This is a genomic window from Paenarthrobacter sp. AT5 (assembly GCF_032764245.1).
Lineage (GTDB): Bacteria > Actinomycetota > Actinomycetes > Actinomycetales > Micrococcaceae > Arthrobacter > Arthrobacter ureafaciens.
In genome coordinates this window covers 4,177,097-4,189,875 of the sequence record NZ_CP136441.1, presented here as the reverse complement: position 1 = coordinate 4,189,875, position 12,779 = coordinate 4,177,097, and the positions used below count along the sequence as shown (strand labels likewise).

At 63.4% G+C, this 12,779-nt stretch carries 12 protein-coding genes and 1 pseudogene; 7 read left to right on the top strand and 6 right to left on the bottom strand.

Annotation, left to right across the window (positions count from 1 at the left end; translation table 11 throughout):
* The first annotated feature begins 6 nt into the window (after positions 1-6).
* The 5 genes from RI444_RS19490 (at position 7) to RI444_RS19470 (ending at position 4,122) form a co-directional block, all read left to right on the top strand.
* On the top strand, positions 7-348 hold the full coding sequence (locus RI444_RS19490) for a rhodanese-like domain-containing protein (RefSeq protein ID WP_021474174.1): 342 nt from the start codon (positions 7-9) through the stop codon (positions 346-348).
* Between the two features lie 53 nt (positions 349-401).
* Positions 402-698, top strand: a complete 297-nt coding sequence (locus RI444_RS19485; protein WP_021474173.1) for a rhodanese-like domain-containing protein — start codon at positions 402-404, stop codon at positions 696-698.
* A gap of 66 nt (positions 699-764) precedes the next feature.
* Positions 765-1,127, top strand: coding sequence for a thioredoxin (gene trxA / locus RI444_RS19480; protein ID WP_021474172.1), 363 nt, complete (start codon positions 765-767; stop codon positions 1,125-1,127).
* Positions 1,128-1,315: 188 nt separating this feature from the next.
* On the top strand, positions 1,316-2,716 hold the full coding sequence (locus tag RI444_RS19475) for an MBL fold metallo-hydrolase (RefSeq protein WP_021474171.1): 1,401 nt from the start codon (positions 1,316-1,318) through the stop codon (positions 2,714-2,716).
* A gap of 119 nt (positions 2,717-2,835) precedes the next feature.
* Positions 2,836-4,122: an MFS transporter gene (locus tag RI444_RS19470; RefSeq protein WP_207605446.1), complete on the top strand. Its 1,287-nt coding sequence runs from the start codon at positions 2,836-2,838 to the stop codon at positions 4,120-4,122.
* Between the two features lie 21 nt (positions 4,123-4,143).
* On the opposite strand, the gene RI444_RS19465 is transcribed toward RI444_RS19470, so the two are convergent.
* Both RI444_RS19465 and RI444_RS19460 read right to left on the bottom strand, forming a co-directional pair.
* Complete coding sequence (locus RI444_RS19465) at positions 4,144-4,866, bottom strand: VIT family protein (RefSeq protein WP_021474169.1); 723 nt, start codon at positions 4,864-4,866, stop codon at positions 4,144-4,146.
* 82 nt (positions 4,867-4,948) lie between these two features.
* On the bottom strand, positions 4,949-5,929 hold the full coding sequence (locus RI444_RS19460) for an ABC transporter substrate-binding protein (protein ID WP_021474168.1): 981 nt from the start codon (positions 5,927-5,929) through the stop codon (positions 4,949-4,951).
* Between the two features lie 266 nt (positions 5,930-6,195).
* On the opposite strand from RI444_RS19460, the gene RI444_RS19455 reads away from it, so the two are divergent.
* Positions 6,196-7,185, top strand: a complete 990-nt coding sequence (locus tag RI444_RS19455; protein WP_021474167.1) for an LLM class flavin-dependent oxidoreductase — start codon at positions 6,196-6,198, stop codon at positions 7,183-7,185.
* A gap of 90 nt (positions 7,186-7,275) precedes the next feature.
* Positions 7,276-9,912: a trehalase-like domain-containing protein gene (locus RI444_RS19450; RefSeq protein WP_069694891.1), complete on the top strand. Its 2,637-nt coding sequence runs from the start codon at positions 7,276-7,278 to the stop codon at positions 9,910-9,912.
* A gap of 68 nt (positions 9,913-9,980) precedes the next feature.
* Here RI444_RS19450 and RI444_RS19445 read toward each other — a convergent pair.
* From RI444_RS19445 to RI444_RS19430, 4 genes and pseudogenes are all read right to left on the bottom strand, one after another.
* A pseudogene (locus RI444_RS19445) lies at positions 9,981-10,908 on the bottom strand (AEC family transporter).
* A 186-nt stretch (positions 10,909-11,094) separates the two neighbouring features.
* Positions 11,095-11,526, bottom strand: a complete 432-nt coding sequence (gene panD / locus RI444_RS19440; protein WP_170828595.1) for an aspartate 1-decarboxylase — start codon at positions 11,524-11,526, stop codon at positions 11,095-11,097.
* A 104-nt stretch (positions 11,527-11,630) separates the two neighbouring features.
* Entirely contained in the window at positions 11,631-12,164 is a 534-nt protein-coding gene (locus tag RI444_RS19435) for a DUF6036 family nucleotidyltransferase (protein ID WP_225739997.1), read from the bottom strand.
* A 29-nt stretch (positions 12,165-12,193) separates the two neighbouring features.
* Complete coding sequence (locus RI444_RS19430; protein ID WP_021474162.1) at positions 12,194-12,772, bottom strand: helix-turn-helix transcriptional regulator; 579 nt, start codon at positions 12,770-12,772, stop codon at positions 12,194-12,196.
* Positions 12,773-12,779 lie beyond the last annotated feature (7 nt).

The following is a 12,779-nucleotide window of genomic DNA, read 5'->3' as shown; positions in this document are numbered from 1 at the left end:
ATTGCCATGGGACTTTTCGATTCCCTCAAGAAGGCCTTCAGCAAGCCCTACCAAACCATTTCCGTGGCCCAGGCCGAGGAACTCCTGGGCTCTGGAGCCACGCTGATCGACGTCCGTTCCGCCCAGGAGTGGCGGACCGGCCGTGCGCCGCAGGCCAAGCACGTCCCCCTGGACCGGCTGCAGACCAGCACCACCGGCATCAACAGGAACAAGCCCGTGATTGCAGTCTGCGCCTCCGGAGTGCGCTCCGCCTCCGCCGCCCGGCTCCTCGCAGCCCAGGGCTACCAGGCCTACTCGGTACGCGGCGGGATGGCCGCCTGGCGCCAAGCCGGCGAACCCGTCCGCTAGGCAAATACCACCCCCAAACCGCCAGCCGCCAACCACTTCAAAGGAGAACCATCATGGCTGAAATCACCATCACCGAAGCCGAGCAGCGCCGCGCCAGTGCCCGGATCCTCGACGTCCGCGAGGACTTCGAAGTCGCCGAGGGCATGATCCCCGGCGCCCTGCACATTCCCATGGGGCAGTTGCAGGCCCGCCTGGGCGAGCTTGACCCTGCCGTCCCCGTGATCGCCGTTTGCCGCAGCGGCAACCGCAGCGCCGCCGTCGCCAATGCCCTCAACGGCGCCGGTTACAAAGCAGACACCATGGCAGGCGGCATGAGCGCCTGGACCCGCGCAGGACTTCCCACCACCTAAACCCCTGACCCGGCAGCGGCACCAGCCAACCGGGCGCAACCAAACCTCCCGAAGGGACACCAGGCCATGGCCACCATTGACATCACCCAACACACATTTGCCCAAGCCCTGGAGAGCAGCGAGATCGTCTTCGTTGACTTTTGGGCAGCCTGGTGCGGCCCGTGCCGCATGTTTGCCCCCACCTACGGCGCCGCCGCCGAACGCCACCCGGACATCACCTTCGCCAAGGTAGACACAGAAGCCGAACAGGCCCTCGCCGCCGCGGCAAACATCACGTCCATCCCCACCCTCATGGCTTTCAAGGACAAAACCCTCGTCTTCTCCCAGCCGGGCGCCCTCAACGCGACGGGACTCGAGGAAGTCATCCAGGCCGTGAAGAACCTGGACATGGACAAAGCCCGCGCCGAAGCCGGCCGTCAGCACGCCTGATCCAGGTTCCGGAAAACCGGCCGCCGGCACCTGCCAAACCCAACGAAGCGCCAGGCCTCCTGCGCCTGGCGCCAGGGCCCTCCTGCAGGAAAAACCCCGACCGCAGCGCGGTTGCTAGATACCCCCAGGGGGGTATCTGTACTGAATGTAGGCCCCAACATCCCCTTTCACTTGAAGGAGAGCACCCCATGCTTATCGAGCGCATTTATGACGAAGACCTTGCCCAGGCCAGCTACCTGATCGGCTGCCAGGCCAAAGGCGAAGCGATCGTCGTGGACGGTCGCCGCGACATCGCCGTTTACCAGGACCTGGCCGCGAAGAACGGCATGAAGATCGTGGCAGTCACCGAGACCCACATCCACGCCGATTACCTCTCCGGCACCCGCGAGCTGGCTGCCGCCACCGGAGCAAAGATCTATGTCTCCGGCGAAGGCGGCCCGGACTGGCAGTACCAGTTCGACGGTGAACGGCTCTACGACGGGGACACCATCACCCTGGGCAACATCAGCATCAAGGCCGTGCACACCCCCGGGCACACCCCGGAGCACCTGTCCTTCCTGGTCACCGACGGCGCGTTCAGCGACCAGCCCGGTTACCTGCTCTCCGGTGACTTCGTCTTCTCCGGAGACCTGGGCCGGCCGGACCTGCTGGATGAAGCAGCCGGCGGCGTTGACACCCGCTTCGAGGGCGCCAAGCAGCTCTTCGCCAGCCTGCGCGATAAGTTCCTGACTCTGCCGGACTACGTTCAGGTCCACCCCGCGCACGGCGCCGGAAGCGCCTGCGGCAAAGCACTCGGGGCCATCCCGTCCTCCACGGTTGGTTACGAACGGCTCTACGCCTGGTGGGGTCCCTACCTGGCAGCCGACGACGAGCAGGGCTTCATCGACGAACTCCTCGACGGCCAACCCGACGCACACGCCTACTTCGGCCGCATGAAGCGCGAAAACCGTGAAGGCCCTGTGGTCATGGGTGAACGCACCCCACTGCCGGAGCTCTCCACCGGGACCGTCGCAGCAGGCCTGGCCGAGGACACCTTGACCTTCATCGACACCCGTTCCAACGGCGAAGTCCACGAGGGAACCGTGGCCCGATCGCTGAATGTCCCTGCCGGCAAGTCCGTGGCCAGCTACGGTGCCTGGGTGGTGAACCCGGAAACTGACAAGAACCCGCTGGTGCTCCTCGCCGCAGACCAGGAGCAGGCGATGGACCTGTGGGACCACTTGGTACGCGTGGGCATCGACAACGTGGCGGGCTACCTCACCAGCATTGACGGGCTGCCCACCACCACCCCGAAGCTGATCCAGCCTGAGGAACTCGAAGGTTTCGACGCTGCCATGGTCCTGGACGTCCGCAACAAGACTGAGTACGCCGCCGGGCACGTCCCGGGCTCGTACCAGCTCAGCGGCGGCCGTGTCATGTGGCACCTGGACGAACTGCCCGCCAACGGCACGATCGTCAGCTACTGCCAGTCCGGCGTCCGGAACTCCGTCGCCGCCAGCGCCCTGCGCCGTGCCGGGTACGACGTCGTCGAACTCGACGGCAGCTACGCCGCCTGGAACTCCTGGAAGAACAGCGTCCCCGCCGTCTAACCACCCCCAAGACCGCCCGGGCAGGTCCCCCCTCCTGTCCGGGCCCCGTCCGGGTACGCTTCCCCCAAGCGTGCCCAGGCACCCTTTTGCCCGCACACCGGATTTGGAGCACCCCGCGCATGGCCAGCGACATCCCAAAGTACGATGCGCCCTCTCCACGAACCGTACTGGGCTTAGGGGAGAACTTGCCGCAGTTCATGTTGCTGGTGGCCGTCAATGCCCTCGTAGGCGGGACCTTGGGCCAGGAACGCACCGTGCTGCCCCTTCTCGCCGCACAGGAATTCCACCTGGACCAGTACACCGGCGGGCTGACCTACATCCTGGCCTTCGGCTTGTCCAAGGCCGTAACGAACTACTTTGCCGGCACGCTCTCTGACAGGTATGGCCGCAGACCTGTCCTCGTCGCCGGCTGGCTGGTGGCGGTCCCCGTTCCGATTCTTCTCATTGCCGGCCCGTCCTGGTCCTGGATCGTAGCGGCCAACGTGCTGCTGGGCATCAGCCAAGGGCTCACCTGGTCCACCGCCGTCATCATGAAAACGGACCTGGTGGGCTCCAAGCAGCGTGGACTGGCCATGGGCTTCAACGAGGCCGCAGGCTACCTCGGCGTGGCCGGCACTGCACTCGCCACAGGCTATCTGGCCACCGCCTACGGCCTGCGTCCAGCCCCCTTCCTGCTCGGGGCCGCCTTCATCGCCCTGGGCCTGGGCCTGACGGTGCTCGCCGTGAAGGAAACCCACCACCACGTAAAAACGGAAGCTGCCCGTCACGTCGCTACTCAATCACGGGCCCACGGCAGCCTGACCACCGGGCAGGTGTTTACCCTGACCAGTTTCAAGGACCGCTCCCTGTCCGCAGCCAGCCAGGCCGGACTGGTGAACAACCTCAACGACGGCTTGGCCTGGGGTCTCTTCCCCGTCCTGTTCGCTGGCGCCGGGCTGAACCTTGGGCAAATTGGCATCCTGGCCGCCGCTTACCCGGCCGCCTGGGGTTTGGCACAACTGGTCACCGGTGCGGCTTCAGACCGCGGCGGCCGCAAATGGTTCATTGCGGCCGGCATGCTGGTTCAGTCCGTGGCCTTGGGAATCTTCGCCTTCGCCCACGACTTCGGACCCTGGCTTGCCGCAGCCATTATTTTGGGCCTCGGTACCGCATTGGTGTACCCAACACTGTTGGCCGCCATCGGCGACGTTGCCCACCCCATCTGGCGGGCGCGCTCCGTAGGGGTGTACCGGTTATGGCGCGACGGCGGGTTCGCCGTTGGTGCCCTCCTGTCAGGAGTGCTCGCGGACCTTTACGGCATCCCCGCAGCAGTCGCCGTCGTCGCAGCGATCACCGCGGCTTCCGGCGCAGTGGTGGCCGTGCGGATGCGCAACAATGACCATCTGCGGGACGCATCGACGTCCTAGAGGCAGGTCCTGGAGGCGAGGTCAGGCTATCCCCGTGGTGCCCAGCAGCAGGCCAACAGCGTAGGTGAAGGCCATGGCAAGGGCGCCGCCGATGACCAAGCGCAACGTGGCCTTCCGCTTCGAGCTGCCACCGATCCTGGCGCTGACCGTGCCGGTGATGGCCAAAGCCACCACCACGGCCACAAACGTCAACGGGATCCGGACCTCGGCCGGCAGGAGGAGGATGGCCAGCAGCGGAAGCACTGCGCCAACGGTGAAGGCAATTGCCGAGGCGAAGGCCGCATGCCAGGCATTGACTACCTCTGCCTCGTCGATCTTCAGTTCAGCCTCCAGGTGGGCGCCCAAGGCATCATGCTCGGTGAGTTCGCGGGCTACCGTCCGCGCGGTGGCTTCGCTGAGGCCCTTGGCCTGGTAGATGGAGGCAAGCTCCGCCAGTTCGCCTTCGGGATCGTCACGGAGTTCCTTCCGTTCCTTCTCAATCAAGGCCCGCTGGCTGTCGCTTTGGCTGCTGACGGAGACGTACTCGCCAAGGGCCATGGAAACGGCCCCGCCCACGACGGCGGCCGTGCCGGCTACCAGGATGGGGGTGACATCGTTGGTAACACCCGCGACGCCCACAACCGTGGCGGCCACGGACACGATGCCGTCGTTGGCTCCGAGGACGCCTGCGCGCAGCCAGTTCAAGCGTGCCGCGATGCTGTCATTGTGCGGTTCGTTGGGGTGCTGCTTCAGCAACTCAGTCATAGTGAACAGTAAAACACCGGTGGCTACTGCCGGCCACGTAGGTTTGCATACCCTTCACAGGTCCTGAAACCACCGTGCCCTGCTACTTCTTGGGCAGGCCTGCCGGGTTCAGTTCCGAAGCCGGGATGGCTTCGGAGGAAAGGCCCCAACGCTCGAGAATCCTGCCGTAGTTGCCGTCCTTGATCAGCTTGTTCAGGGCGCTCTGGGCGGCTACCGCCAAACCGTTGCCCTTCTTGGTGGTGAAGGCGATCTCCGCTTTCAGGGGCCAGCCGCCTTCAACCGTTCCTACCTGCTTGGTCTTGCCGTCCTGCGCAGCCTTGTAGGCCGCTGAGGCGTTGGGGCCGAACGTGAGGTCCGCACGGCCTGACTGGAGGGCAAGCTGGGAGGCGGAGTCGTCGTCGTAATACTGGAAATCAACGGGCTTCAGTCCGTTCTTCTTGTTCTCCTCGTCCCAGCGGACCAAGATGGCTTCCTGGTTGGTACCGGAACCCACGATGATGCGTTTTCCGGCTACGTCCTTGGCTTCCTTGACCTGGGAGATGTCCGAATCGCTCTTGGCGTAGAACCCCAGGAGGTCATTGCGGTAGGTGGCGAAGTCAAACTTCTCCTTGCGGGCCTCAGTGACTGTCACGTTGGAAAGCACGGCCTCGTACTTGCCCGACTCCACGCCCAGCGGCCAATCGGCCCACGCCACCGGCAGGACTTCCACCTCAAGGCCCAAGGTCCCGCCCACGGCGTACGCGATATCCACCTCGCTGCCGATGAGGGTCTTGTTGTCGGACGCGAAAAGACTCAGGGGAGGGGTTCCGCCGGTAGTCACCACCGTGAGCTTGCCGTCAGCCTTAATGGCATCGGGAACCTGTGCAGCGGCTGCAGAATCCACGTCAACTTTGATCCGGTCCTGTACCGGCGAGAGGTTGAACTGCTTGGCAGTGGCGCTCGCCGAAGCGGAGCCGGAACCGGTTGCCGCCGTCGCGCCGGGATCCGAGCAGGCCGCGAGGCCCAAGAGAGCAGTGACTGCCAGCGCCACGGTGACGCCGGTCTTGGTTGTGAATCGTGCCATGAGTACCCCTTGGGTGAAGTTCGATGCGTACTTGTCGCTGCCACTATCCGGTAGGGCGCAAAGAGCGGTCAAAGCGCTATGAAACGCGGAGATACAGGGGGTCACAGCCGGTAATCACGCGTCCCGCCCGGTCACAAAGCGGGGGATTTTGGACGCTTTGGAGAACCGCGACGTAACTCACAGAAATAAGGCGGGCAACGCCGTCGTTGTCGCTTAAGTGCCCGCCAACGGGCCGACGCGAACCACTCCGAAAGGCCGGTACCCCTGTGACTGTTCCTCTTTCCATCCTCGACCTGGCAACCATCGGGAAGGGCCAGACAGTGGCGGAAAGCCTCGCGGGCAGTGTGGCCATGGCGCAGAAGGCGGAAGAGCTGGGATATCGCCGGGTTTGGTACGCCGAACACCACAACATGTCCGCCATCGCCTCATCCGCCACCAGCGTGCTGATCGCCCACGTGGCAGCGCACACCAACAGCATTCGGTTGGGGGCAGGCGGCATCATGCTGCCCAACCATTCGCCGCTGACCATCGCCGAACAATTCGGGACGCTGGAAACACTCCACCCGGGCCGCATCGACCTCGGCCTGGGCCGTGCTCCGGGCAGCGACCAAAACACCATGCGTGCTTTGCGGCGCGATCACATGTCTGCCGACTCGTTCCCGCAGGACGTCCTGGAACTTCAGGGTTACCTCACGGGTCCTACCCGGATCCAAGGCGTGGAGGCGACTCCGGGCAAGGGAACCAACGTGCCGCTGTACATTCTGGGCTCCTCGCTTTTCGGTGCGCAGCTGGCTGCCCGGCTGGGACTGCCGTACGCGTTCGCTTCACACTTTGCGCCCGCCGCCCTGCGCGACGCAGTGGCTATCTACCGCCGCGACTTCAAGCCCTCCGAGCAACTGTCCGAGCCCTACGTCATTGCCGGCGTCAACGTGACAGCGGCTGACACCAACGCAGAAGCCCAGGCAATCCACCTCGCCGTGAAGCGTGCCAGGGTGGCGCTGTTTTTTGGCGGCGGACGCGAGTTCACGGACGACGAGGCGGATATGGTCCTTGACTCCCCGCAGGGGCAGCACATCGCCCAGATGATGAAGTTCTCCGCCGTGGGAACCCCCGACGTTGTGCGGGAATACCTGGACGAATTCGCCAAGCATGCGGATGCGGATGAACTGATCGTTGCGCACCAGAGCGTGGGGACTCAGGAGCGGCTGCGGTCGGTCGAGTTGGTGGCCGAGGTGGCGGGTCTGGTCCCGGCCTAGGACCTCCTTTTACACATACGCAATTACAGAGCTATACGAGGGAAACCCTTCGGGCGGAAACTATTCCTATCCACTCCGGAAGGAACCGCCATGCCGACGCCGTTGAACCAGTCAGTTGCCGATTCGGCGCTCTTGATGAACTCGTTGCCGCTTGGTTTACTCCGTTCGTTTGTCCGTCCCCAGGAGGACCAAGGGATCACCCCGGAGTTGATGGCTGACCTCAAAGTCCTGTCCAGGGTTCCGGGCCTTTTGGTGGCCTGCAATTACGGCGGCACGCTGTGTGAGGCCGAAGGCGTTTCCAATGAGACGTTGCCCTTGGACAGCGCGGCCGTGGCACTGCGTGCGCTGGCGGCGCTTCCCAACACGCATGCAGGCATCATCTCCGGGCGGTCATTGCGGGACCTGGCCGCCGTTTCCCGGTTGCCGGCGGAGGTGCATTTGGTGGGGTCCCATGGAGTCGAATTCGACATGGGATTCGCCTACGGGCAATCCCTTGCCACCGAAAACCTGCTGCATGAGGTGGCTACGGCGTTGAGTGAGGCCGTTGGCTTCGAGAAGGGCGTCAGCATAGTCCGCAAACCCGTAGGCGTGGCGGTCCGCACCCGCCCCGCCACGCAGGATGTGGTGGAACGCGTAACGTACAAGGCGCAGCACATTGCCATCCAGTACGGCCTCTACTTCATCGTCGACGGCACCGTCCTGGACCTCACGGTGGAAGAACCTGCCAAGGGCAAGGCACTTGAACAGCTCCGATCCCGTTTGGGCGTTACAGCCGCTCTCTACGCCGGGGACGCCGAGAGCGACGAACGGGCGCTCGCCACGCTGCGCGGACCGGACCTTGGCTTGCACGTCGGGCCGGGAGATACGACGGCGGCACACACCATTCCGGACCCCGAAGCCTTCGCGAGGGTGCTGGCTTTGTTGTTCGAACTGCGGCGGTCGTGGCTCTTTGGTGAGGACGCCGTTGGTTTGGAGCGGCACTCGATGATTGGGAACGGCACCTCCACGGCGCTGCTCACCCCGGACGCGAAGGTCTGCTGGATGAGTCACCCGCTGCCCGATTCCGGGTCCTTGTTCGCACACATCCTCGGTGGCGAGCCGGCAGGTCACTTCAGCATCGAGCCCGTGAAACCCTCTGCGGTCCTCGCGCAGCGCTACGTGGACAACACCATGATCGTGGAGACCCGCTGGGCCGATGTCACCGTGACCGACTACCTCGAACCGGCACCGGACGGCATCACCAGCCTGGTCAGGGTCCTGTCCGGAAACGGCACGGCCAGGGTGGTCTTCGCCCCCCGCCCGGACTACGCCAGCGCTCCCTTCAACATGGAGATCCGCGGCGATGAGATCCACGTTGTGGGCACCTCGGATCCCATCATCCTGTCCGCGCCGGGCGTTGAGTTCACCATCACCAGTGACAGCCGGCACGCAACTGCCACCGCGGAGGTATATCTGGGGTCCGGGCCGGTTGTGCTCAATTTGCGCTGCGGTGATACAGAATCCGCCCCTCCGGATCCGGACGGAGAACCGGCCAGGCGCGCCGCCGTCGGGCAGTCCTCCAGGGAGTGGGTCAAATCGCTCCGGTTGCCGGCCATTAAGACTTCACTGGTGAGACGCTCGGCGCTCGTTCTGAAGTCCTTGGTCCACCAGCCCACCGGGGCTGTCCTTGCCGCGCCCACCACGTCGCTTCCGGAGGGGATCGGCGGCACGCGGAACTGGGACTACCGCTACTGCTGGCTCCGTGATGCCTCGATGACCGTGAATGCGTTGGTGGGCCTCGGGTCCACGGAGGAAGCGGAGGGCTTCCTCGGCTGGTTGGGGCGGATCCTGGAGAACGCCCCGGGGCCCGAATGGCTGCACCCGTTGTACTCGGTGACGGGGGCGCCGCTTTCCACCGAAGCAATTGTGGACAGCCTGCCGGGGTATGCCGGTTCGCGCCCGGTCAGGATCGGCAACGCGGCTGACCACCAGGTTCAGTTGGACGTCTTCGGTCCCATTGCGGAACTGATCCATGACCTGGCGGAACGGCGGGGTTTCCTGCCGGATGACCACTGGTTCCTCATGGAGCAGATGGCCCACGCCGTCATCGCCCGATGGCACGAGCCGGACCATGGAATCTGGGAGGCCCGCAAACCGCCCCGGCACCATGTCTACAGCAAGGTCATGTGTTGGGTCACCCTGGATCGTGCTGTCCGCACGGCGGGTTTGCATGGTCGGATGCCGCATGCCGATTGGGCGGGAACCGCTGAGACCATCCGTGATGAAGTCCTGCGGGAAGGGTGGGATTCTTCCGTTGCGTCCTACACGGTGGCCTATGACAGCCCCGACCTGGACGCCGCAGTGCTGCACATTGGATTGTCCGGCCTGCTGGATGTCCGCGACCAGCGCTTCCTGGATACGGTCACCGCAGTGGAACGGGAACTGCGCGTGGGGCCCACAGTCTTCCGGTACAGGTACGACGACGGCCTGCCGGGCTTGGAGGGTGGCTTCCACATCTGTACCACGTGGCTGATCGAGGCCTACCTCGCAGTGGGCCGTTTGGACGATGCCTTGGAGCTCTTCAACCGCCTGGTCGCCTTGTTCGGTCCAACGGGATTGTTGCCGGAGGAATACGATCCCGGCACGGAGACCCACCTTGGCAACCACCCCCAGGCCTATTCGCATCTGGGATTTATCCGCTGCGCCCAACTCCTGGAGCTCAATTTGGCGAAGGCGGACGTCGAGTAGCCCATCCAGGTCGCAGTTGTGCGCGTTTACACGCCGCTAAACGCGCACAATTGCGATCCAGTTGGGGACTAGGCGAGCAACAACGCCACTGCGATCATCGCGGGGACAGCCACGATGGTTGTGAGCAGGACGGTGTCCTTCGCTACCGTGATGCCCGCTTGGTATCGGTTGGCGGCAACGAACACGTTCTGTGCTGTCGGCAGGGCAGAGGTCACCACCACCGCGAACAGCGCGTGCCCGTCCATGTTCAAGGCGAAGCGGGCAAACACATACGCGATCAGGGGATGCACCAGCAGCTTGAACGCACTGGCCAGCAGGGTGTCCAAGCGCCGGCCCCCGGAGTTTTGCAGCGGCTTGGAACCGTTCAGGCTCATACCGAAAGCCATCAACATGGCCGGAATCGCCGCCCCGCCAATCAAGTGGATCGGCTCGAGGATCAGTTGGGGGACTTGAAAGCCGGTACCAGCCACCACAAGGCCCAATGCGGATCCCACGATCATCGGATTCCTGACGATCATCAGGACGAACCGCAGGGGAGTGGTGCGATGGTTGCTGGTGCTCGCATCCAACGCCATCAAATACATGGGCGTGAAAAATGCCAGTTGGAAGATGAGCAACGGCGCCACGTAGCTGGCGTCGCCCAGGACAAACACGGCGATGGGAATGCCAAGGTTGGCCGAGTTGGCCAAAGACGAACTCATCGAGGACATGAGCGATTCAGGAAGGCTGCGCTTCAGCCAGAACTTCGCAATCAGGAAAAAACAGGAGCCCCGTGATGGTCGCTCCCACTGCCGTCACCAGCAGCGGCGCGGCGAAGACCTCGTGAAGCTTGGCTTTGCTCAACGTTTCGAACAGCAAGGCAGGGCTGGCGACGAAGAACGTCAGCGAACTGAGCACGGATCTCGCGTTGTCACCGAGGATGTTTCGGCGCCCCACGAACATTCCCACCAGGATGATGGCCCACACCACGAAGAACCCGGACAAGACTCCGATCATGGCAGGGGACAGGCTGGGTAAATGTGGATCACGCCTTCAGCCTAATCAGATTTATTCACGGGTAAGCGTTTTCAGTGCTGAGGTCCGTTATCCGGACGCACGCACTCGAGGGCCCATTCACGCGCGCAGACGCCGACGGCGTCACTCAGGGTGAGTGCCGCCGTCGAGGTTTGGTTTGTGGCTGGTTCAGCTAAGGTGAGCCGCGTTGTTCAAGGCATGCGGGGGCCGCATCAGTCCGGGTGTGTGGGCCTCGGCGGGATCGTTGCCGAGCTGCAGGATCTGGTTTTCCTTCCCCACGTGAACCACCTTGGGCTCGTAGGACCTGGCTTCTTCAGTAGTCATCTCCGCATAAGTGATGAGGATGACGAGGTCGCCCACATGGACCTGATGGGCTGCGGCACCGTTGATGCCGATGACCCCTGATCCGCGCTCGCCGGCGATGGTGTACGTCTCCAGGCGGGCACCGTTGGTGATATCCACGATGGACACGAGTTCGCCGGGAAGAATGTCGGCGGCGTCCAGGAGATCCAGATCGACGGTGACCGACCCGACGTAGTGGAGATCGGCGTGGGTCACCGTGGCACGGTGAATCTTGGACTTGAACATTGTGCGGATCATAATGCGTTCAGTTTAGCGCGGGGGCTTCACGGCCGCTGTGACGTAGGAGACGTTCGAGGTCAGTGATCTGCGCTCGCGGTGCATGAACCGCTGGGCGGCATGAATTACGGGGAAATGGGTGGTCGGCGCAGGGCCCGGGCGGCGGCAATTGCCTCTTCGGCGACAATTTCGTAATTTTCAGTGGGGGCGCTCAGTGTCACTGAATGCTCGCCATACTTTTGAAAAGCCAGTTGCACCAATTCGGCAGCATCATCAATGCCCATGGCCAACACCAAATGCCCAAGGTCCTCGATGTCCTTGGCTCGCTCCGCCGCTATCTTCATTGCAGCCAGGGTGGGCAAGTCGGCGAGTCTCACCGCCGAAGAGGTTCCTTTCGGACCAACAATCCATTGGGCGTCGTCAGGAAGGAACGCTGCTGCGCGGTTGTTCAACCACTTTGGGGGCAACCCGTACTCTTGGGACATGTCTGCAGCTACTGCATCCACCACACCGCTGGGGGTGTATTGGGCATCGACGTCGGTGGTTGCGCGATCAAGAAGACCGTGGAGTAGGAGCGCGGCCCCGCCAATGATTTGGATGTCCAACGAGACGCCACGGGATGCGAGGCGGGCCTCTAGCTCCTGGAGCAACCTAACCACGTCTGAACGTCGAAACTCACTCAATGCACTCACACCGTCGCCAAGTCCCGCTCGCGGATCCATACGTTCATTGCAGCGATCTCATACGGAGTTTCACGACGAATGAGCTCCTTCATTCGTTCGCTGACCGGATGGAGCTTCTCGGCCAGGAACACGGGTTGCGTTGCCGCCTTGGCGTTCTTCGCCCATTTGGGCGCTGGGGTGCCGGTCTTAGCTGCTACCCACCGAGTGACTGCGCCAAGTGCGGTGCAGTAGGCATCGTCCGCGAAGGAGGGTGCATTTGGCATGAGCGCTCGTCCGGCTGAGAGTGAGGAAGCAGCGTATTCACCCAGCAAGCGAATGGCATAGTGAAAGTCGCCCTCATTAATTGTCTTTGTAAAGTCTTCGGCGAATTCGTGGGCACGGTTGTCGTCCAAGGTTATGCTCAGGCCAAGGATTTTCATGGTCTTCAGGACCAGGCCAAAAGATGCCCCACCCTTGCCCCCCTCCAGATCGACCACAAACTTACGGGAAGTGCCGATTGCGTCAGCCAAATCCTGTTGGGTGTAGCCGTAAGCCTTTCGTCGCTCGCGAATTGCATGGCCAATAGACTCAACACTCATGTCCATGACTTCA